This window comes from Thermoflavimicrobium dichotomicum (assembly GCF_900114055.1).
GTDB lineage: Bacteria > Bacillota > Bacilli > Thermoactinomycetales > Thermoactinomycetaceae > Thermoflavimicrobium > Thermoflavimicrobium dichotomicum.
This window is the reverse complement of sequence record NZ_FORR01000013.1, coordinates 87,995-107,545: the sequence shown is the minus strand read 5'-3', so window position 1 is coordinate 107,545 and position 19,551 is coordinate 87,995. Positions and strand designations below refer to the sequence as shown.

General features: G+C 40.6%; 15 protein-coding genes. 4 read left to right on the top strand and 11 right to left on the bottom strand.

Annotated features, from left to right (window positions below):
* Positions 1–4,015, bottom strand: a 4,015-nt coding sequence (locus BMZ78_RS13005) for an AMP-binding protein (protein ID WP_139203320.1), incomplete at its 3' end; no start/stop codon positions are given.
* Between the two features lie 697 nt (positions 4,016–4,712).
* On the opposite strand from BMZ78_RS13005, the gene BMZ78_RS13000 reads away from it, so the two are divergent.
* From BMZ78_RS13000 to BMZ78_RS12985, 4 genes are all read left to right on the top strand, one after another.
* Complete coding sequence (locus BMZ78_RS13000) at positions 4,713–4,937, top strand: mersacidin/lichenicidin family type 2 lantibiotic (RefSeq protein ID WP_093230868.1); 225 nt, start codon at positions 4,713–4,715, stop codon at positions 4,935–4,937.
* A gap of 54 nt (positions 4,938–4,991) precedes the next feature.
* Positions 4,992–5,216 carry a mersacidin/lichenicidin family type 2 lantibiotic gene (locus BMZ78_RS12995; protein WP_093230867.1) on the top strand — a complete coding sequence of 75 codons (225 nt, stop codon included), beginning with the start codon at positions 4,992–4,994 and terminating at the stop codon, positions 5,214–5,216.
* Between the two features lie 76 nt (positions 5,217–5,292).
* Positions 5,293–8,643 carry a type 2 lanthipeptide synthetase LanM family protein gene (locus BMZ78_RS12990; protein ID WP_093230866.1) on the top strand — a complete coding sequence of 1,117 codons (3,351 nt, stop codon included), beginning with the start codon at positions 5,293–5,295 and terminating at the stop codon, positions 8,641–8,643.
* Between the two features lie 159 nt (positions 8,644–8,802).
* Positions 8,803–10,998: a peptidase domain-containing ABC transporter gene (locus tag BMZ78_RS12985; protein WP_093230865.1), complete on the top strand. Its 2,196-nt coding sequence runs from the start codon at positions 8,803–8,805 to the stop codon at positions 10,996–10,998.
* 411 nt (positions 10,999–11,409) lie between these two features.
* On the opposite strand, the gene BMZ78_RS12980 is transcribed toward BMZ78_RS12985, so the two are convergent.
* The 10 genes from BMZ78_RS12980 to panB all read right to left on the bottom strand — a co-directional run bounded on the left by BMZ78_RS12980 (position 11,410) and on the right by panB (position 19,518).
* Positions 11,410–12,036, bottom strand: a complete 627-nt coding sequence (locus BMZ78_RS12980) for a YIP1 family protein (protein ID WP_093230864.1) — start codon at positions 12,034–12,036, stop codon at positions 11,410–11,412.
* A gap of 19 nt (positions 12,037–12,055) precedes the next feature.
* Complete coding sequence (locus BMZ78_RS12975) at positions 12,056–12,796, bottom strand: ABC transporter permease (RefSeq protein ID WP_175482466.1); 741 nt, start codon at positions 12,794–12,796, stop codon at positions 12,056–12,058.
* 14 nt (positions 12,797–12,810) lie between these two features.
* Positions 12,811–13,587, bottom strand: a complete 777-nt coding sequence (locus BMZ78_RS12970; RefSeq protein WP_093230862.1) for an ABC transporter permease — start codon at positions 13,585–13,587, stop codon at positions 12,811–12,813.
* A complete protein-coding gene (locus BMZ78_RS12965) occupies positions 13,587–14,510 on the bottom strand; it encodes an ABC transporter ATP-binding protein (RefSeq protein ID WP_093230861.1) in 924 nt (307 codons plus the stop codon). The genes BMZ78_RS12970 and BMZ78_RS12965 overlap by 1 nt, the downstream gene beginning before the upstream one ends.
* A 174-nt stretch (positions 14,511–14,684) precedes the next feature.
* Complete coding sequence (locus BMZ78_RS12960) at positions 14,685–14,969, bottom strand: helix-turn-helix domain-containing protein (protein WP_093230860.1); 285 nt, start codon at positions 14,967–14,969, stop codon at positions 14,685–14,687.
* Positions 14,970–14,982: 13 nt separating this feature from the next.
* Complete coding sequence (locus tag BMZ78_RS12955) at positions 14,983–15,669, bottom strand: GOLPH3/VPS74 family protein (protein WP_175482465.1); 687 nt, start codon at positions 15,667–15,669, stop codon at positions 14,983–14,985.
* A 312-nt stretch (positions 15,670–15,981) separates the two neighbouring features.
* Positions 15,982–16,758, bottom strand: a complete 777-nt coding sequence (locus BMZ78_RS12950) for a 2OG-Fe dioxygenase family protein (RefSeq protein WP_093230858.1) — start codon at positions 16,756–16,758, stop codon at positions 15,982–15,984.
* Positions 16,759–17,418: 660 nt separating this feature from the next.
* Positions 17,419–17,802, bottom strand: a complete 384-nt coding sequence (panD, locus tag BMZ78_RS12945) for an aspartate 1-decarboxylase (RefSeq protein ID WP_093230857.1) — start codon at positions 17,800–17,802, stop codon at positions 17,419–17,421.
* Positions 17,803–17,808: 6 nt separating this feature from the next.
* Positions 17,809–18,660 (bottom strand): pantoate--beta-alanine ligase, encoded by an 852-nt coding sequence (gene panC / locus BMZ78_RS12940; RefSeq protein WP_093230856.1) that lies wholly within the window; start codon positions 18,658–18,660, stop codon positions 17,809–17,811.
* Positions 18,661–19,518, bottom strand: coding sequence for a 3-methyl-2-oxobutanoate hydroxymethyltransferase (panB, locus tag BMZ78_RS12935; protein WP_093230855.1), 858 nt, complete (start codon positions 19,516–19,518; stop codon positions 18,661–18,663).
* Positions 19,519–19,551 lie beyond the last annotated feature (33 nt).

Sequence of the window (19,551 nt, the reverse complement as noted above, 5' to 3'; positions counted from 1 at the left end):
GCCAGGGGATCGCATTCATGGCCAAGACAATGCCCTTATAAGTTTCAGGTGCTTGCTCCTGGTGCTGTACGAGCAAGTGCTTCGCTTCACTATCTCCCAAGATGCGGGCAATCCGTTCAGCCGGGTAAGTCGGATCAATCGGCACATACGCGCCTCCAGCCTTCAGTACCCCCAGAATGCTGACAATCATGTCCAAGGAGCGATCCATCAGAATCGCGACAAACGATTCCCGTTCCACTCCCTGTTTACGCAAGTATCTTGCCAATTGGTTGGCCCGAGAATTAAGTTCACGATAAGTGAGGGACTCCTCTTTAAATACCACTGCGATCTGATCAGGCGTTTTCGCCACTTGTTCCTCAAACAGAGCCTGAATTGTTTGATTGATCGCATGATTTGCTTGATTTTGCTGGAACCCCTCGAGCAACTTCTCCCGTTCATCCTCTGGCATGATCCGGCTTTTTTCGATCGGTTGATCTAGATGATAGATCAAATGATGCAACACCTGTTGGTAATAGCCCAACAGTTTGTGAACAAAGGCCTCAGAGAATTCGGAAACGATGCGAATCTCAAACTGATCGAATGTCGTCGATACAGTAAAATCAAATAAGGTATTCGTCCGACCATATCCATCCATATAGAATTGCAAGCGAGGATCCAAATCCTTATATACATGAAAATCTACATAGTTAAACAAAGTATCAAAGATGGGATTTTCCTGAGAACGGGTTTCCCCGATCGCCTCCACAATCTTCATGAAGGAGTAACGACCATAGGTTTTGAGTAGCACCTGCTTTTGATGGACTTCTTGAATCAGCTTCCTCCAAGTCATTCCCTTGATCAACTTCATACGGAATGGAACAGAATTTAAGAAACAGCCCACCATCTTGTCTGCATCTTCACTTGTTGGACGAACACTTTCGACCAATCCTACTGTCAAGTCATTCTCGTACGAAATCATGTACATTGTTGAGAGATAAGCCGCCAAACAAAGGGTTTTTAGAGAAGTTTGATTCACTTGTGCCACTCGCTTTAATTCCTGAAGCAAATGGGAATCCAATTGCTTCACCACTGTAACCCCTTCACCTGTCACCCGTTGTTCCTTCGGCAGTTGCAAGCGCTTATAATCCCGCAACTCTTGCTTCCAGAAATCGGCCATCTTGCTTTGTTCAGATAGCGTCAATTGCTCGATCACGAACGCTTTGTAATTAGTCTTTAATGGCTCAACAACAACCAGACGATCTTCTTTTAATTGAAAATAGACCTCGACTAACTCCGTTATAAAGGAGGCGGCACTCCACCCATCCATAATGGCATGGTGAACTGTCCAAGCTAACGCTACTTGTTGTGCATTGAGACGGAAAACCGTCATTCTCCATAAAGGAGCTATTTTCACATCAAAAGGATTTCTACGATCTTCCGCTAAACAAGTCTGAATCTGTTTCTTCTGTTCTGCTTCCGGCTGATTGGATAAATCTACTTCTTTAATAGAAACGGAAACATCTTTCCAAACGATTTGCACAGGTTCGCTAAAGTCATCTATATGCAAGCTCGTTCTTAACATTTCATGTTTTGAGACAAGCAAGGCCAGTGCTTTTTGAAGTAAGGTAAAATCAAACGAATCATCATTTAGCCTATAAATCATTTGATCCAGATACAGAGCATCTTCGGTGCTTTTCGCTGAATAATACACCATGCCTTGCTGAATATCGCTCATTGGATAAAGATCTTCTACTTGAGAACTTCGTTCAACAGGGAAGGATGATCCTTCCAAAATTCCTTTTTTCAGTGTTTCTATTTCCATCCGCTTCTCGCTCTCGGTCTTCCATTCCCTCTCATCCTGCTCCTGGGGTTGAACAGGAATCTTCTCACCCAGTTTCCGGATTGTGGGGGATGTATACAAATCACCGATCTGAAGACGGCAATGGAAACGTTGATTGATCATACTGATCAATTGGATTGCTTTAATTGAGTCCCCGCCCAATTGGAAAAAGTTATCATCCACATTGATTTCTTCCTGATTTAATATGGCGCCCCAAATCTTTTGCAAAGCGGGATAAATCGGATGATCAACATCCGAATTCTCTTCTTTATTTACATAGTGAAATGGAAGATGACGATGAATAGCAAATTGCATGCCTAATTGGCCTTGGATGAAGTCTCTTAGTTGAAGGTAAAGTTCGGCACTTGAAATGGAAGAGCGAGAAGTAAGGGTAACATGAATGATTTCCTTTTGTTCTTCATCGAACGTGGAGGCAGGTGATTGATCAAGTTGCTGCAAGATCGAGTCAAATTTTCCAGCTTCAAAATCACGGACTAAGCGGAGACGCTGAACCTTCCCTGTCACCGTTTTGGGGAACTGCTCTTTTGGCACGGGTACCACATACTTCGGACGATTCCCAATGAATCGTGTAATTTGATTTTGAATGTCTTGGATGACATAACGGATAAAATTAAGATCTTGATCCATCGGTGCGAAGAAAATCACGAGAGCATCATTACCATCCTCCGTGCTCGATACGGCCCCGGCAGCAACGTAAGTCGGTTCAATACCAAAGACGCCCTCCACAATTGACTCGATTTCATAGTTATAATAGTTTTCCGCATGAATGATAATCAGATCTTTCTCACGACCCGTAATCGTTAACGTTTCATTATGTAAGAAACCAAGATCGCCTGTATTAAACCAGCCATCTTCGGTAAATGCATGTTGGTTGGCTTCAGGATTTTGATAGTAACCTTCAATGACCATAGGCCCTTTAATTTGAATACGACCCACCTCATTTTCCCGCAGAAGCTGATCCTGCTCATCGACGATCCGAATATGTAAACCAGGAAGGGTTTGCCCTAAGTTCGTAAAAGCGATTGCGCCAGGATGATCAGCCTCCACATGAAGAATCTCACCCGAGAGCGAATGCTTATCAAGATAATTCCAAAGCATTTGACCGTTCCCGTAAGTAATTGATCCACATGCTTCTGTCATCCCATATTGGGGGCAAAAACAATCCTCGGATAACCCATAATGACGAGTCCACTCAAAAAACTGCTGCACCACTGCAGGTGGAATCAGTTGTCCTCCCCCAAAAATCCGCTTCACACAAGATAAGTCCCACTTTTGATCCTTTAATTCCTTCGCTCGTTCATTTAATAAGACAAAAGTAAAATTCGGAGCCCAAGTCAAACTCACACGATACCGGTCGATCCAAACCAACCATTTTGTCGGGTCCGAAATAAATGTTTCCACATGAGTCAGTACCTGTGTACAACCCAAATACACACCTAAAACATGATGACTATACAACCCTGCCCCATGGTATAGCGGCATCCAGTTCAAAATGACTTCCTCTGATGTAAACTGATTCATTTGAACGGAAGCAATAATATTGGCACAAATATTTTTATGTGAGAATTTCGCGACTTTTGGCTTTCCTGTCGTTCCCGAAGTGAGTAGATATACAGCAACATCCTTTTCGCTTCCCTTATAGATCGCATTCGTTGGCGGATACTGGCGTAAATCATCCACAGTCGCCAGAGTAAAAGAGGTTTCATCCACATTCCAAAACTTCTTTAATTGTTCCACTTCTTCTTTCATCTCTACTTGGGTCAGAATGAGAGGTCGATTAAATAATTCCCAAGTATTCCATAGTTTTAAAACGTCTGCATTTTGTTTATGAAACTCGCTTGGCTCTTTTAAAGGAATCGGAGTGATTCCTCCTAATATACAAGCCCAAAAAGCAGAGACATACTTTCTTACATCATGAATTAACAAAATGACAGCATGAGAGGGTCCTAAGCCTAACTGCTGAAGTCCACTTAATATGGATCTTGCTTCTTTATATAAATCCGAATAACTTTGGAAAATTTCGGTTCCATCCGAAAGAAAATAAGTTATTCCTTTTTGAGCATGATTCTGAGCTGCTCTCACTAATATATCAACTAACGTTTTAGGATCTTGCTCATTCCATACTAATTTCGGTTGATAGATGGCAGGAGGATACAACGTTGAATTTTTACTCATATATACAACCTCCTTTTTCACAGATTGATTATAGATGAAGCAAAATTAACTTTCAATAATTATACAATGATTATACCTAATAATTACATTTCATTAATAGTTATTATTAGGTATTTTTATATAATTAACAATAATTTCGTGCTATCATATGAACAAACAATAAAGGAAAAGCCTATTATTCTATTTAAAAGGAGCCGAAAAGCGATAGGCATTTCCTCTTCCATTATAGAGATTTATGGATAAAAGTTAATTGCCTTTTAATATAAAATTATTTTTTACTCGATACTATAGATGAAGCAAAATTAAGTTTCAATAATTATACAATGATTATACCTAATAATTACATTTCATTAATAGTTATTATTAGTTATTTTTATATAATTAACATTAAGTTCGTGCTATCATATGAACAAACAATAAAGGAGAAGTATCATCCTATTCAAAAGGAGCCAATAGCGATAGGCATTTCCCCTTCTTTAACATTACATTATATAAATTTATAGACAAAAAGTAATCCCCTTTTAAAAAAAAATTAATTTTTATTATTTAATAAAATTAGTATTGAAATCTAAACTATCTTTATGCTAAAACTATTACTAGAGGGCTGACATATCGAATATTATGAATTACAAAATATCACAGTATATTCATTTAGTCACCCTCGTTCTCTTTTATCAAATTAAGGAGGTGAAAAGGCATGACCAAAATGGTTAAATCCTGGGTGGATCCAGTTTACCGCGCTTCTCTTTCTGCTGAAGAGAAAGCTGCTATGCCGGTGAACCCAGCTGGTGACGTTTTCGCTGAGCTTTCCGACGCTGAATTAACCAACATCGCTGGTGCTGGCTGCGGAGAAGTTTGCTCCTGGACCAAAGACTGCGCTGCTTGCCCATCTTGGTCCTGCTGGAATTGGAGCTGCTGGTAATGAATCGGACACTTAATAATCTTGAATCATATTTAAATATTGGAGGTTATCAATATGAGCAAAGTTGTTAAATCCTGGGTAGATCCTGTATATCGTGCTTCTTTATCCGCTGAAGAAAAAGCTGCTATGCCGGTGAACCCAGCTGGTGATGTTTTCGCCGAGCTTTCCGACGCTGAATTAACCAATATCGCTGGTGCTGGCTGCGGAGAAGTTTGCTCCTGGACCAAAGACTGCGCTGCTTGCCCATCTTGGTCCTGTTGGAACTGGAGCTGCTGGTAATCTCCAACATAAAACAGAAGAAGATAGCTGGAAGGCTATCTTCTTCTAATTTAAAATAATAGTTAGATATGAGATAATGTTAAAAAAGCTGATGCAACACCCAGAACAAAGGCATGACTATTTTTATTACTTAAAACAAGCAGCGGGTCTTGATCTACTTTTGGTTTTGAAATGGCTTACAGTTTACGAATCGGGTGATAACATGATCAACATCGAACAACGAAAAAAGTCCTTTTTTATTAAAGAGCGAATCGCTAAGGAGATACGTCCTGATCAACTACAACAACTAAAAAATGATGAATATTTACAAAAACGTATCCATTATTGGAAAAACGGGTTTGCAGACAGTGAAAAATTATTCAACGAACATCTCCAACTACATAACTTGAATGAAGAGAAATTGTATCAGTTCATGTCAGATGAGCACTTTGATACAACTGCGCCAGAGAAATGGTTTTCTGTGGCGAATGAGCTGGAAGGCTTCTATAAAAAACCAAATTTACCGACTTTGATTAAGAAAATCGTTGAATTATCTCCGTCTGAACCCATTATGTTTTTTAATTTCATTGTTCCTTTTTTATCAATCGGGGTCAATCAGCTGGAAGAAAAGATCGGTCGAATGGACCATCAAGGTCAACCTCCTCTTTTTACAGAGAAGGTTTATTTTGAACTGATCAAGAACCTTGGCGAGAGCTTAATCAAAATTTGTCATCGTACCTTAATCCTACAATTAAATATCGCCAGAGTAACGGGTATGTTGGAAGGAGACACTCCACAAGAAAGATATACATATTTCTGCAATCGACTCCTGACACAACCCTCCTATGTTCAGGATCTTTATAACCAATATCCGGTGATGTTGCGATTACTGTGCCAGCAAGTAATCCAATGGGTAGAAAATTGCGCAGACTTATATTCTCGTCTCTTAACTGATCGAGAAGCTATTGCCAACCACTTCTGTAACGGCGAAGATTTAGGGACACTAACGCATCTCAACACAGGAATCTCCGATGCCCATAAAGGTGGAAAGCACGTTGCCATTTTAACCTTTAGTAATGGCTTGAAAATCGTTTACAAGCCGAGACCATTAAAAGTAGATGTCCAATTTCAACAACTGTTGAAATGGTACAATGATTTAAAACAGGATGGACTTCCTTTATATATCATGAAAGTAATGGACTGCGGAGAGTACGGTTGGACCGAATTCATTGAATATAGAGGATGCTCTTCTGAAGAAGAAATCGAACGCTTTTATCAGCGAATTGGCCAGCAGTTAGCTTTGCTCTACGCCATCAATGCAATCGATTTCCACAATGAAAATCTCATCGCTCATGGCGAACATCCTGTATTGGTCGATTTGGAAACCTTATTTAACCAATATTCTTTCCCAACCAATATCGAAGCCACCGCTTATGATGTTTGCTTAAAAATGTTGAATCAGTCCGTTTTAGCAACGAATCTATTGCCTGCCATTTCGTTTTACAATGATGCCGAAGGATTTGGAATAAACATCGCTGGGATCGGAAATGAAGAAAACCAAATCTATCCGAAAAAAATAGCTTTAGTCCAAGGAAACCAAACCGATCAAATGCAAGTTGTTCGAGATTATAAAACGATTGAAGCCAGCCACAACTCTCCTACACTCAATGGAGAGAGGATTGAACTTATTAAGTATTATGACCAAATTATCATTGGCTTCGAACAAGGCTATCAATTACTTTCCCAAAACAAAGAGGAACTAAAAAAACAGGTTCTCCTCTTCTCTGACATCAAAGTAAGGCAATTGATCCGCCCTACGCATCGATATAGTAGCTTACTTCACATCAGCTATCATCCGGATTATCTCCAAGACGGATTAGATCGTGAAATGCTACTTGGGAAATTATGGTTAGATGTAGAAGCTTTCCCGGAACTAAAAGCCGTCATTCCCTCGGAGAAAGAGGATATGTTAGAAGGTGATATTCCTTATTTCACAATGAAGCCTTCCGAACCTCATCTTTGGGATAGCCGTGATCAATGCATTCCTCATTACTATAGAGAAAGCTGTATAGAGAAAGTGATCCGGAAAATCGAGAACCTGTGCCAAGAAGATTATGAGAAACAATTACAAATTATTAAGCTATCAATGTTGGCATTGGGTCCGGAACGAACCAAAAAAGGACAAGGTGCTTTTGTACTACAGCTCGATCAAGCCCCTGCAGAGTTGGATCGAGAGGAACTCTTAGCACAAGCGAAAAAAATGGCCGATTACATTATCACCAAAGCCATCTATGGTAAAAATGACGGCAAAACAGACATTTCCTGGATTGGAATCCAATTAGCCGGATTGGATGAAACGAAGTGGAGAACGGGTCCAATCGGCTTAGATTTGTATGATGGTTTAAGTGGGATTGCACTCTTCTATAGCTATTTATATCGAATAACAAAAGAAGAAAAATATAAAAAAATAGTAGAAATGACCCTTATTCCGATCAAAAAATCGATCCAAGAAATCCATGAAGCAGAAAGCCGATCCATCGGAGCTTTTAGTGGGATTTCATCTTACCTCTATCTTTATGAACATCTATCCAATCTTCTTGATCAACCTTCATTATTACAAGAGATCGAGTCCATTATGCCTAAATATCTTTCCTTTATCTCCTCCGACCGTAACTTCGATATCATTGATGGTTCGGCTGGAGCAGCAATGATCTGTATCAATCTATTTAAACGGACCAAACAAGAGATTTATTTCGATGCTGCCAAGCGTTTATGCGAACATCTCTTACAGAAGGCGGAACCACAACAACAAGGGATTGGTTGGAAAATCTATTCCAATCAGCCTCTCCCTGGGTTTGCTCATGGAGTCGCTGGAATCATCTGGCCACTCGCTGAATTATATACATTGACTCAAGATGAGCGCTTCATCCAAGCTGTTCAACAAGGATTGCTCTACGAGAGAAGTTTATATAGAAAAGAAAGAAAAAATTGGGTTATTCAAAACCCAGATGACTTGGAGCAACTTCCTTGTGCCTGGTGTCATGGAGCGCCTGGTGTCGTCTTGTCTCGCTTATTATTAAAACAAGCCGGTTATCACGATGATTTCATTGATCAAGAAATTGAAGCTGGTTTAGAAACTCTCATCCATGAAGGATTTGGCAGAGATCATTCGCTTTGTCATGGTGATCTGGGAAATATCGATATTCTCTTATTTGCAAGCGAAATCCTTCAAGATGAAAAATGGCTTCAACTGGCTAAAGCTGCTGGTCAAGTGGTGCTGAACGAAATCAAACAAGAGATTGTCAGATGTGGTGTATATAAAAATGTTGAAACCTATGGTGCGATGACTGGTCTGTCTGGAATCGGCCTCGGTCTATTAAAACTATATGGCCCAGACACTGTTCCATCATTAATCCGTTTACAACCCGCAACCCATATGAAAGAATAAAAAGCTACTGAAGGTTGACAAGACAACAAGGTTCAGATCAAGTAGAACCCTTTTTCACTCATTCCAATAGATTCTTTGTAAACCTACTCAGATACCAAAAGATGGTCATTGCCATGGTTCATAAAGCAATGACCATTTGTTGATTTAGTGGAGGTAGCCATGAGTTTGTTACGTAAAATCATCCCCAAACGCGTGCCCGTCATTAGGCAAATGAGTCAAGCAGAATGTGGTCCAGCTTGTCTGGCCATGATTTTCGCTTATTATCAACATCATGTACCTCTTTATATTTTAAGCGAAGAATGCCAAACCCATCGTAATGGAGTGAATGCGAAAATATTAAAAAATGTAGCAGAAAACTATGGTTATATCTGTAAAGCATATCGGGTGAATTCTTCCTCAGCTTTATTCCAGGTCACTCTCCCCGTCATCCTGTACTGGGATCAAAATCATTATGTGGTGTTAGAGAAGATCAATCAGCAATACGCATGGATTGTTGATCCTGCTATGGGAAGAAAAAAAATAACACTAGAGGAATTAGACGCACACTTTAGCCAGGTGGTTTTTACTTTTTCTCCCACGGATCAGTTAAAACAAGTCGAACACATCCAGAGTAGTGCAAAAAAGTTGTTGCGTTATGCTTTTTTAAAGTCGGGTTTAACCTTTTTTATGTTTTTCTTATCGTTTTTGGTTCAGCTGATTGCGATCTCCGTTCCTTTTTTAATGGGGTATATCATTGATCAGTATGTCAATAAAACCAACTCTTCCATCTATCAAAATCTTTTTTTGATCATTGCTGGATTGCTCATCACATTCTTTCTTTTTTCCTATATACGAAGCATTCTTTTCGTTCAGCTGCAACGGTACATTAGTTCAGCAATATCCAAAGACTACCTCGAGCACTTATTACAACTTCCGCTTCGATTCTTTGAGCAAAGAAATACAGGGGATTTGGCCACTCGAATGAATAACGTCTCCATGATTAGAGAGATTCTTTCTACAACAGGGGTTGCCGTCGTCTTGGATATGACCTTAATCCTCATTTACTTTTTTGCCATGCTCGTACAATCTCCATTTTTAAGCGGAGTGACCTTTATCGTTGGAGCCATTCAAGTGATGCTGATGGTTCTGTTTCTACGCATCATCCGCCATTATTCGCAACAAGAATTAGCTATGCAAGCCACTTCGCAAAGTTATCTAACGGAAGCCTTGCGTAGCATCCTATTAGTGAAATCCACGCACAAAGAAGATAAAATTCTTGTTAACTGGTTAAATATGTACTCTGATCAAATGAAATACTTCTCACTTCGATTCCTGCGAAGCGGATTATTAAATAGTATTGTAAGCAGTCTCACTTTGGCGACACCGCTCATTCTCTTGTTATTCGGAATGCATGAGATTTCAAAAGGAAACATGACTTTAGGGGGACTCATTACCTTCAATTCGCTTGCCATGGCGTTTTTAGCCCCCATCAACTCGATTATTACTTATGCTCAATCGTTCCAAATCTTATTTAGCGTATTTGAACGACTACAAGATGCACTCATTACCCGACCCGAAATCGATAAAGAGGAATCAAAAGCCAAAGATAAAGTTACCTTAGGAAAAGTCCCCATTACATTTGAAGATGTCAGCTTTGCCTATCAAAAGGACCAACCCATCCTGGAGAAAGTCTCCTTTACCATCTATCCTGGTGAGAAAGTCGCTTTGGTGGGCCCCACAGGAAGTGGTAAAAGCTCGATTGTCAAATTATTACTGGGATTGTATAAACCGGTTGCAGGGCATATCCGTTTTGGAGAACACGAGATCAATGAAATTGACCTCCATCATTTACGATCCCAAGTAGGAGTGGTTCTTCAGGAAACATTTCTCTTTAACGAGTCCATCGAAAAAAACATCGCCTTTTTTGAAGAATTGCCGATCCAACAAGTGCAAGCCGGCGCGCAACTCGCCGCTTTGGATGAAGAGATTAAGAAAATGCCGCTCGGATATCATACCATTATTGGGGAAAACGGACAAAATCTCTCGGGTGGACAAAGACAACGATTATCCATCGCCCGTGCGCTTGCGACTCAACCTTCTTTACTCATTTTAGATGAAGCTACAAGCCATTTAGACTCAATCACGGAGCGTAAACTCAATGAAACGTTTAAGAAAAATGGTATCACACAGCTCATCATCGCCCATCGATTATCTACCATTATGGATGCAGACCAAATCATTGTATTAGATCAAGGTAAAATCCAAGGAATCGGTACACATGAGATCCTGCTAAAAGAATGTGAATTATACCGTAACCTTTGGAAAGAACAAGGAGAAAAAGCTCCCGAATTTCAAGCGACTTCTGCATCCGTTTAGCGGGAATAATCCGGAAATCTAATGAAAAATAACATCCCTCTCCATTTGTAAAATGGTTTGGGATGTTTTTTCTTGAATGATTAAAAATAATCATTTCAGCTTGTTGACAAAGTTTCCGTTATATGCCGGTTTTCCTTTTCCGTTTCACTCCCGTTGCTTAAAAACGAGCAATAAGTCGTTCAACTGGAAAAGGAAAACCGGGTTTGTCAACGGTCTCGAATGATTAAAAATAATCATTTTAACTGCTATTTATCCTAAATGATGAAATGATCGATTATGAAAACAGACTGCCTAATGGACCAAAAAAGACTAAGAATGCTAAAATCAGTAAGACCACAATCACACCAATCCATACTTTATTCATTTCTCTTCACCTCCTTTACATGCTTTCATGGTTCGATGATCTTTCATTTACCCCACAAGCAGAACAATGGCTGCTTCAGCAAAATAAGCTTCCACCGCAATAATAAACGCTTTTTTTCTTGGAATCCGAAAAATATGGTGAATCCCGATGGCGATAAGAATAAAGTGCCAGATACTAAATAACTCAATAGCACTGAGTAACTTTTCCTTCGCCGGTTCAAACTGGGTATAAGCCGCCAGGCTTGTGACTGGCGCGGCAAAATCCCCCTGGAAGAAAACAATCGTAACCAGGATAAATAAATACTTAAAGAGAATCACGATCCAAAGATACACGTTTAAAATAAATAATTTCTTAAATTCTAACCTTTCTTTCACAAAGTAAGCAATCATTTTTTGACACAAAGAAGATAGCAACAAAGTCATTGGAACATTCAACAAACCATATACACCAAAAATGATACCCGATGTGAGTGGTGCAAACGTACCGAACTTCATTTTTTGAAGAATCCCTGGTTCCAAATAACCGATTGCGAAATAGATCGCTGCCTGAATCAGGGTGAAAAGGATGAGCGGTAACACTATTTTTTGCGTATGCGCAATCTTGTCCATTTCGGTATTTGGAGTGAAAACGATTTTGATCCAAGAGGGACGCTGTAATGTTTGTGTATGGCTCATGATATTCCTCCAACCTTTTTTATCGAATTTCTGATCGATGAAAATGCCATAACCCACCGATGATAAAAATCAAAAATCCAAGGCATACAGCTAAATAGAAGTAAGGAAGAGGTTGTACATATTCCAAGCGATCTGCGGGTGTCATCGCATAAACGGGTTGAGACCAAGGAAAAAACATTCCCATTTTGGTATTCGAAATAAAGATATTAGGAAAGACAAAGATAAAGTTTAAAATAATGGGGACGGAGAAATTATCCCACTGTGTGGATACCCACAACTGAATGGCAATTAAGGTAAACGTAGCGATCCAACCGTTGATCATCATGGTCAAGAAAGTTGACCAAGGAATCTCTCCTTGTACTCCCCATATCGAACCCAAAGCCAAAAATACCACTAACATCACTACATTAGTCAACCCAACCAAAATCATCGACCAAACCATTTTGGATAGATAAACACTTGTCCGCGTGATCGGATAACTGAGCATTTGCTTCCAGCCACCCCCCAGGTGTTCATAACGACAAAGAAGAGATACATACACACTAATCACAATAGGGAGTAACACCATACCATAAAGAAATTCGACCTGAGTCCATGCTCCCATCCATCCCAGCAAATTTTCTTTTTGAAACACATCCAGATGCTCCATATAGTTATTGACTCCAATAATGGAAATAAAAATCGGGACAGCGAGCATAATCCACCAGACCACTGAACGTCGAATCTTAATCCAATCCGTAATAATCACATCAAAGAACACGGGAGATCCTCCTTTTATTCCACATCTTTGTTTGCAAAATGGAACGACCCCAGCAGGAAAAGGATGAGACCCATCACTAAACTAATACCAACCCACTTCCATTCCAAAACGGGATCCATCGTTATATAAGAGAAATCATTCACCAGATTTAAACCATTAAAAAGAATCTGGAAAGGAAGAGACCAAGGGTTGTGATCAAGGATACCAGGTAAATTAAGTGCATAAATCCCAACAATGGCTCCAACTCCTCCCACCACGATCGGAACTGACTGATTCTTCATTACCATCGACAGCCAGAGTTGAACCCCCATTAAGGCAAAAGAGGCTAACGCCGGAAAGAGTGTAAAGGAGAAAAGCCGGGTCCAATTTAACGAATCCTGCGCACCAAGGAGGAAACCCACTACACAAAATCCCAGCATTAACACGATTCTAGAAGTGAGAACACCGACAACCAGCCATAAACATTTGGTCCAGAAAAGTTGCATACGAGATACCGGCATAGAGAAAATGAGTTTCCAAGCATGAGACTGGTGTTCCATATTCGCCAAAACGGTAGCCAATAAGGTAACAAGCAAGTGAATGCCGAAGAAATCACTATAATATGTAATCATCCACATGGTGCCCCAGATTAAGTAATGGTTTCCTTTGGCTAAATCTGCTTGAACTTCACCCCAGTTGAATAAAATGAGACCAAGATCTAACGTGATTATTGTCAGGGGGAACAAAAAGACTAACCGCCAAAACCAAGCTCGCCGCATTTTGACAAGATCAGACGATAAAATTGCATCCATTATAAACTTTCCCCCTCTTTCGTCAGGTCCAGGAAAATGTCCTCCAACGACCGTTTTCTCTCTTCCAAACGATAGACAAGGAATCCTTTTTCTACCAATAAACGATTGATTTTTCCTGCTGCTTCTGGAGCCGAATCAGTTAAATACAAGCGTTCATCTTGTTCCTCCCGAATCACTTCAATCCCTTGTTCCTTCAAAAATTCCGCAGCTTCCTCCGGCTTATCTGTGGAAATGCATAGACGTGCCTGGCTTTGCCTGCGTAAGGCATCAATGTGATCTTGGAAAATCAGATTCCCTTGATGAATAATCCCTACTTCCGTTGCAATCTGCTCTACTTCATTGAGTAAGTGGCTGGATATCATGACTGTCATTTCATACTCTTTTGGTAATTGTTTAATCAACTCTCTTATTTCCCGAATCCCCTCTGGATCTAGCCCATTGGTTGGTTCGTCAAGAATGAGCAATTCTGGCTTGTTCAGTAAAGCGGTCGCAATGCCGAGACGTTGTTTCATGCCCAAAGAATATTCTTTTACTTTTTTATCTTTGGCCTTGGTTAACCGAACAATGCTTAACACTTCATCGATGCACTTCTCATCATCAATTCGCAGCAGACGACGGGCCACTTCCAAGTTTTCATAACCGGTCAGATGCCCGTAGTAAGTAGGCGTTTCTACCAAAGAGCCCACTTTTGCTAAAATAGACATCCGATGCTGTGTCAAATCCTTACCAAAAATCTTCACTTCTCCTTCTGTCGGTCGAATCAAGCCTAAAAGCATCCGAATCGTTGTTGTTTTTCCAGCACCATTAGGTCCCAAAAATCCATAAATTTCGCCTTTTCTTACTCTCATATTCAACTGATTGACCACGACATGATTCTTATACTTCTTGGTTAAATTCGATGTCTCAATAACGAATTCACTCATCGTTTCCACCTCTGATCAGTGTTATTTGCCGATAGTTTCCTGCAAGAAATAGGGAGCAGAGTCCCCAACATCCTTTTTTGATCAGGGAGTGGCTAATCGATCCACTGCTGAGTTTCCTGCCAATCCAAGGGTTGGGGTAGGTACATGAAAGGGCTTCATCTTGGGATAAAATCTTTAATTCTCTTCCTCTGCCCCATCTTCTTCCAACATTTTTTCCTTAATCTCTTTAATCGTTAATCCTTGTTCTTGTTTCAGCTCTTGGATCTCAGCCAATCTTTGTAACGCGCTGACCCGATGATACCTTCTTACCATCTTCTTATCGATTTGGTGAAAAGGGAGTAAACCCTCTTCTGTATAAAATTTAATGGTGCTGTACCGAACTCCGGATAGCTGAACAAGCTCACCTATGGTGACGTATTCAGCATTCTGGATAACTTCTAAGCTTCTTCTTCGCGCCATAGCTTTCACCTTATTACGAAGTGGCAGCTGCTGCACCTGCCGCCGCAATCGCTAAGTTAATTTCATCAATCGCTTTTTCAATCCATTTTACCCATTGAAGACTTTCGTGTTTCACTTTTAATTCCTCTAACCTCTTTATCAGCTGTTCGTGTTCGTAGTTCGAAAAATACTCCTTCAACATTTTTGTTTCTTTTAACAAGAAACTAAGTGCAACAGTTTGCTCATCCACGGGACCCTCTTCCAATAATTCAGCTCGAATTCTCTGGATGATCCGATCTTGCTCTTGCTTGGCAGCTACATATTTGTGCTTGGGGATAATAAACAAAAATGTGTCTTTTTCCTGAGTCACTACGTCTTGTTCACACAGGCTCTCTAAGATGGACTGATGTACTTTTTTACGAACATTTCTCTTGGAATAGTAAAAGGATAAAATCCACTTTTTCAAACTTCTATCTTTCGAGGAGTCAGAAAGGACTTCGATCACTTGATCCAAATAGCTAATGCCAGTCGGATCTGCTTGAACAAGATGAACCTTTCCATCCTGACCGATATTGATCACTTCTCTCAGAAGTAACTCAATGAAAACGGCGCCAACACTGTACAATTCTTTATGACTCTGATAATCCAGCTTAAAACGATGAATCTTTTTATCTAAACCTAAAAAAACCAACTCTTCAGGAAGAGTAAACTGTTTACTCATATTCATCACTCCATGAAAATTTGTGTTAGGCAAATACAAGAAACTTACTACTTACTACTTACTACTTACTACTTACTACTTACTACTTACACTATAGCCCAAAATAAAAAAAAAAGCAATCACTTTCTGTACATTTTTACAATTAATTTATTTGTGATTAACATTTTGTATCCTGGCTATTTCTTTTCACATCTCCACCCTCGTCGAATCATTCTGCTCACCGTACCCGACTTCTCTCTCCTCATAACATAAAGGCTGATCCATATCCCCTCTTTCCTAATAAGTATGGAATCAGCCTACACAGCTTACTATTTAGTTTAAGCAGGTGATTAATGGAGTATAATCAATCAAGATGGCACTTCTTTCTCCTGGCACAGCATCAGGTCCTTTTTTCACTGCGCTTACATAGTGACTCACCATTTTATCGCAAACACCGTAGGATTCCAAAGGCTCCTTTAATTCGAACTCTTCAATAATCAACTGTTCATCCACTTCTTCCCGGCGCTTACCTGCACATTCGGTCGTAGCAATTGTGTTGATTCCACCTGCCACATTGCGGCGCGCAATCAAATGAACAAATGTAAAGGGTTCACCATCTTGATGAATATGATCAGGAGAAGCGACGGATTGATCTTGATCTGTTTCGGCCAGCATTTTTACAAAATGAACTCCCACATGGATAGGTAAAATAAGTTCGCGATCATCCCAGAATGTCATCTCAAAATCATATTGAATGATTCTATGTAATAATGGATTTGCTTTTACAGCATCACTTAATGGGGCAAATGCACGATAATCTTCTAAATACTCCCGATTAAATCTACCTTGGAAGTACTCACAAACAGGCGTTCCATTTAAGTGATAATTTGGTAACCACTCGATCTTTTTGCTCCAAGGCATGATAATGGCACGAGAATAACGCCGATACCGATTTTTATTTACTGCATAAGGATCAATGGGTAAATTCTCGAACTCTTTCTCCAGCGCTTTCAGATAAAGATCCACATCCAAATCCGTGATCTCTTCTGCAAGATGAAAACGGCTATATCCTTTCTCTTCTAATAAGTGCCGCTTATGCAAAACTTTCATCAATGTGACCTCCTTACTCTTCTTATTCCTGCAAATGACATCATGACCACCTGGATAAACAGAAAAAAACTCTTATTCCTTAAAATCCTCCCCTTTTTATCAGTCCATCTGAGCTTCTTATAAAATATTTCATAAAAAACTGTTTTAATGGAATGTTTTTATATAATAAACATCTAAAATAATTATATCAATATTACATAATTAAACAATAAACGCAACATTAATATTTTGTGAACCTGACAATATTTCATGGAACCTTTTCGAGCTCATAAAAATATACCCCTCCATTTATTTCCGCTTGGATCATAAAACGGCTAGGGTATGGCCTGTCTATGACAATCCCTTTTGCAATTACTTTATTTCATTGACAAACCCTCTTGTCACCATTCAGATTGTTTACTCACAGATCAAGCTGATTGCAAGAAATTTTTATACTGTTTTTCTCATTATTTACATTTATTACATATAGAGAAAACCGGCTCTTTATTAAACTGATTTTCTTATATGGTGTTTGGAAGACTTGCAAGTGAAAAACATGGTGAATAATCACAAGCTGGCAAAATCCATCACAGATGTAACAAATACCGGCTTGCTGGACACGCAAACACAAACAAACTCCTCAGTGGAATCCTGCTCACTGAGGAGTTTGTTTTTATCAGATTAAACCACGGTTCCGTGTACTTCACCCGTAATTAACTGCTTGACCCGGTTTCTCTCATCCATGATGGCGATTTTGGGATGATAGCTGCGAGCGGTCTGTTCATCCACCATCATGTAAGAAATGATGATCACCTGATCTCCAGGCTGAACCAGACGGGCTGCCGCCCCATTCAAGCAAATAACCCCACTGCCTCTTTCACCTGGAATGACATACGTTTCAAACCGGGCTCCGTTATGATTGTTCACAATCTGCACTTTCTCATTCGGCAGAATATCCACCTGGTCCATAATATCCTGATCGATGGTTACACTTCCCACATAGTGGAGGTTTGCTTCTGTTACTGTCGCCTGATGTATTTTCGATTTCATCATCTCTCGAAACATTTTTTCTTACTCCTCTCCCGCATGCAAAATGTTATCGATGAGGCGAGTTTTGCCAAAACGTACCGCTACCGCAACAATGACTTTTTGCCCCTTTAGCTCATCAACGGGCTGTAAAGAAGGATAGGCCAGTGTTTCTACATAATCAATTTCGGCCAACGGTTGGGTTAAAATCATTTCCCGCACAAATCGATTCACTTCATCAGCTGTCGACCATTCGCCTTCTTCCAGGCCTTTTTTAGCCGCAAATAGAGCTTGTGACAAAATGACTGCCTGCTTCCGTTCTTCCGGAGATAAATATACATTGCGTGAACTCATGGCCAAACCGTCAGGTTCACGGACAATGTCACACGGCACAATGGTGACAGGAAAGTTCAGATCTTCGACCATTTGTTGAATAACTGCCACCTGTTGGGCGTCCTTTAAACCGAAATAAGCCCGATCCGGCATCACGATATGAAACAGCTTCCCTACAACTGTTGCCACACCGGTAAAATGCCCCGGTCGTGATGCACCACAGAGCGGTTCGGTCACCTTGGACACCACGATCTGGGTCAGAGTGGGGTTTGGATACATTTCTTCAACAGATGGATGGAAGAGAAAGTCAACCCCGGCCTGTTCAGCCAAGGCTGCATCACGTGGAAGATCACGTGGATATCTATCTAAATCCTCATTGGGACCAAATTGCAATGGATTCACAAAAATCGACATAACCACGATATCGCATTCCTGGCTGGCACGCCGAACCAGACTCAGATGCCCTTCATGCAAATAGCCCATGGTTGGAACAAAACCGATGGTTTGATTCCGATAGGGTTTCAGCTCCTGACGCAATGCTTCAATGGTTTCGATGATCTTCATTTACTTCCCCTCACTTACTCCATATACCACAGACATGGTTTCTGACCAATGGGTGACATGTTTTTCTTCTGGAAAACGGCGTTGCTTCACATCCTGTACATATGCCTGAATCGCGTCCACCATCGTTTTGCCTACCTGGGCATACGTTTTGACAAAAGACGGAATGCGTTCACCGCCCATTTGCAAGATATCGTGGAATACCAGTACCTGACCATCACAAAAGCGCCCTGCACCAATCCCGATCACCGGAATGTCCAGAGACTCGGTAATTACCCGAGCTAACTCTTCAGGGACACACTCCAGGACCAAAGCAAACGCACCTGCTTCTTCCAGACGTTTGGCTTCAGTCAGGATGCGCTCTGCACTTTTGGCATCTTTTCCCTGAATCAGGTACCCGCCTAGCTGGTTCACTGACTGGGGTGTCAATCCCAGATGAGCCATGACCGGAATTCCTGCAGTGGTTAACGCTTTTACATTTTCCAAAACTTCCGAACCACCTTCCAGCTTCACTCCATAAGCACGAGCTTCCTGCATAATACGTGCTCCTGCGCGCAGCACCTCATCTTTGGACAGATGCGCTACCATAAAAGGCAAGTCGGTAATGACCATGGCTCTACTTACCCCTCGCGTGACTGCTTTGGTATGATGAATCATATCATCCAGCGTCACTGGAATGGTTGAATCATAACCAAGGACAACCATCCCCAGCGAGTCACCAACCAAAATGATATCCGCCCCTGCCTGCTCCGCCATTTTGGCAGAAGGAAAGTCATAGGCAGTGATCATGGCAATGGGCTCTTTTGCCAGTTTCCACTTTTGCAAAGTACGTGTCGTTACTTTTTTTCTTTGCATACTCATTTGGGTTCCCCTTTCTTTTGGAGCACCCTGGGA

What these genes read in the sequence shown, in the direction of transcription:
- BMZ78_RS12980 (WP_093230864.1), bottom strand. Translation starts at nt 12,036, where the DNA reads ATGAGCCATACACAAACATTACAGCGTCCCTCTTGGATCAAAATCGTT.
- BMZ78_RS12955 (WP_175482465.1), bottom strand. Translation starts at nt 15,669, where the DNA reads ATGAGTAAACAGTTTACTCTTCCTGAAGAGTTGGTTTTTTTAGGTTTA.
- BMZ78_RS13000 (WP_093230868.1), top strand. Translation starts at nt 4,713, where the DNA reads ATGACCAAAATGGTTAAATCCTGGGTGGATCCAGTTTACCGCGCTTCT.
- panC (WP_093230856.1), bottom strand. Translation starts at nt 18,660, where the DNA reads ATGAAGATCATCGAAACCATTGAAGCATTGCGTCAGGAGCTGAAACCC.
- panB (WP_093230855.1), bottom strand. Translation starts at nt 19,518, where the DNA reads ATGAGTATGCAAAGAAAAAAAGTAACGACACGTACTTTGCAAAAGTGG.
- BMZ78_RS12960 (WP_093230860.1), bottom strand. Translation starts at nt 14,969, where the DNA reads ATGGCGCGAAGAAGAAGCTTAGAAGTTATCCAGAATGCTGAATACGTC.
- BMZ78_RS12970 (WP_093230862.1), bottom strand. Translation starts at nt 13,587, where the DNA reads ATGGATGCAATTTTATCGTCTGATCTTGTCAAAATGCGGCGAGCTTGG.
- BMZ78_RS12985 (WP_093230865.1), top strand. Translation starts at nt 8,803, where the DNA reads ATGAGTTTGTTACGTAAAATCATCCCCAAACGCGTGCCCGTCATTAGG.
- panD (WP_093230857.1), bottom strand. Translation starts at nt 17,802, where the DNA reads ATGTTTCGAGAGATGATGAAATCGAAAATACATCAGGCGACAGTAACA.
- BMZ78_RS12950 (WP_093230858.1), bottom strand. Translation starts at nt 16,758, where the DNA reads ATGAAAGTTTTGCATAAGCGGCACTTATTAGAAGAGAAAGGATATAGC.
- BMZ78_RS12990 (WP_093230866.1), top strand. Translation starts at nt 5,293, where the DNA reads ATGTTAAAAAAGCTGATGCAACACCCAGAACAAAGGCATGACTATTTT.
- BMZ78_RS12995 (WP_093230867.1), top strand. Translation starts at nt 4,992, where the DNA reads ATGAGCAAAGTTGTTAAATCCTGGGTAGATCCTGTATATCGTGCTTCT.
- BMZ78_RS12965 (WP_093230861.1), bottom strand. Translation starts at nt 14,510, where the DNA reads ATGAGTGAATTCGTTATTGAGACATCGAATTTAACCAAGAAGTATAAG.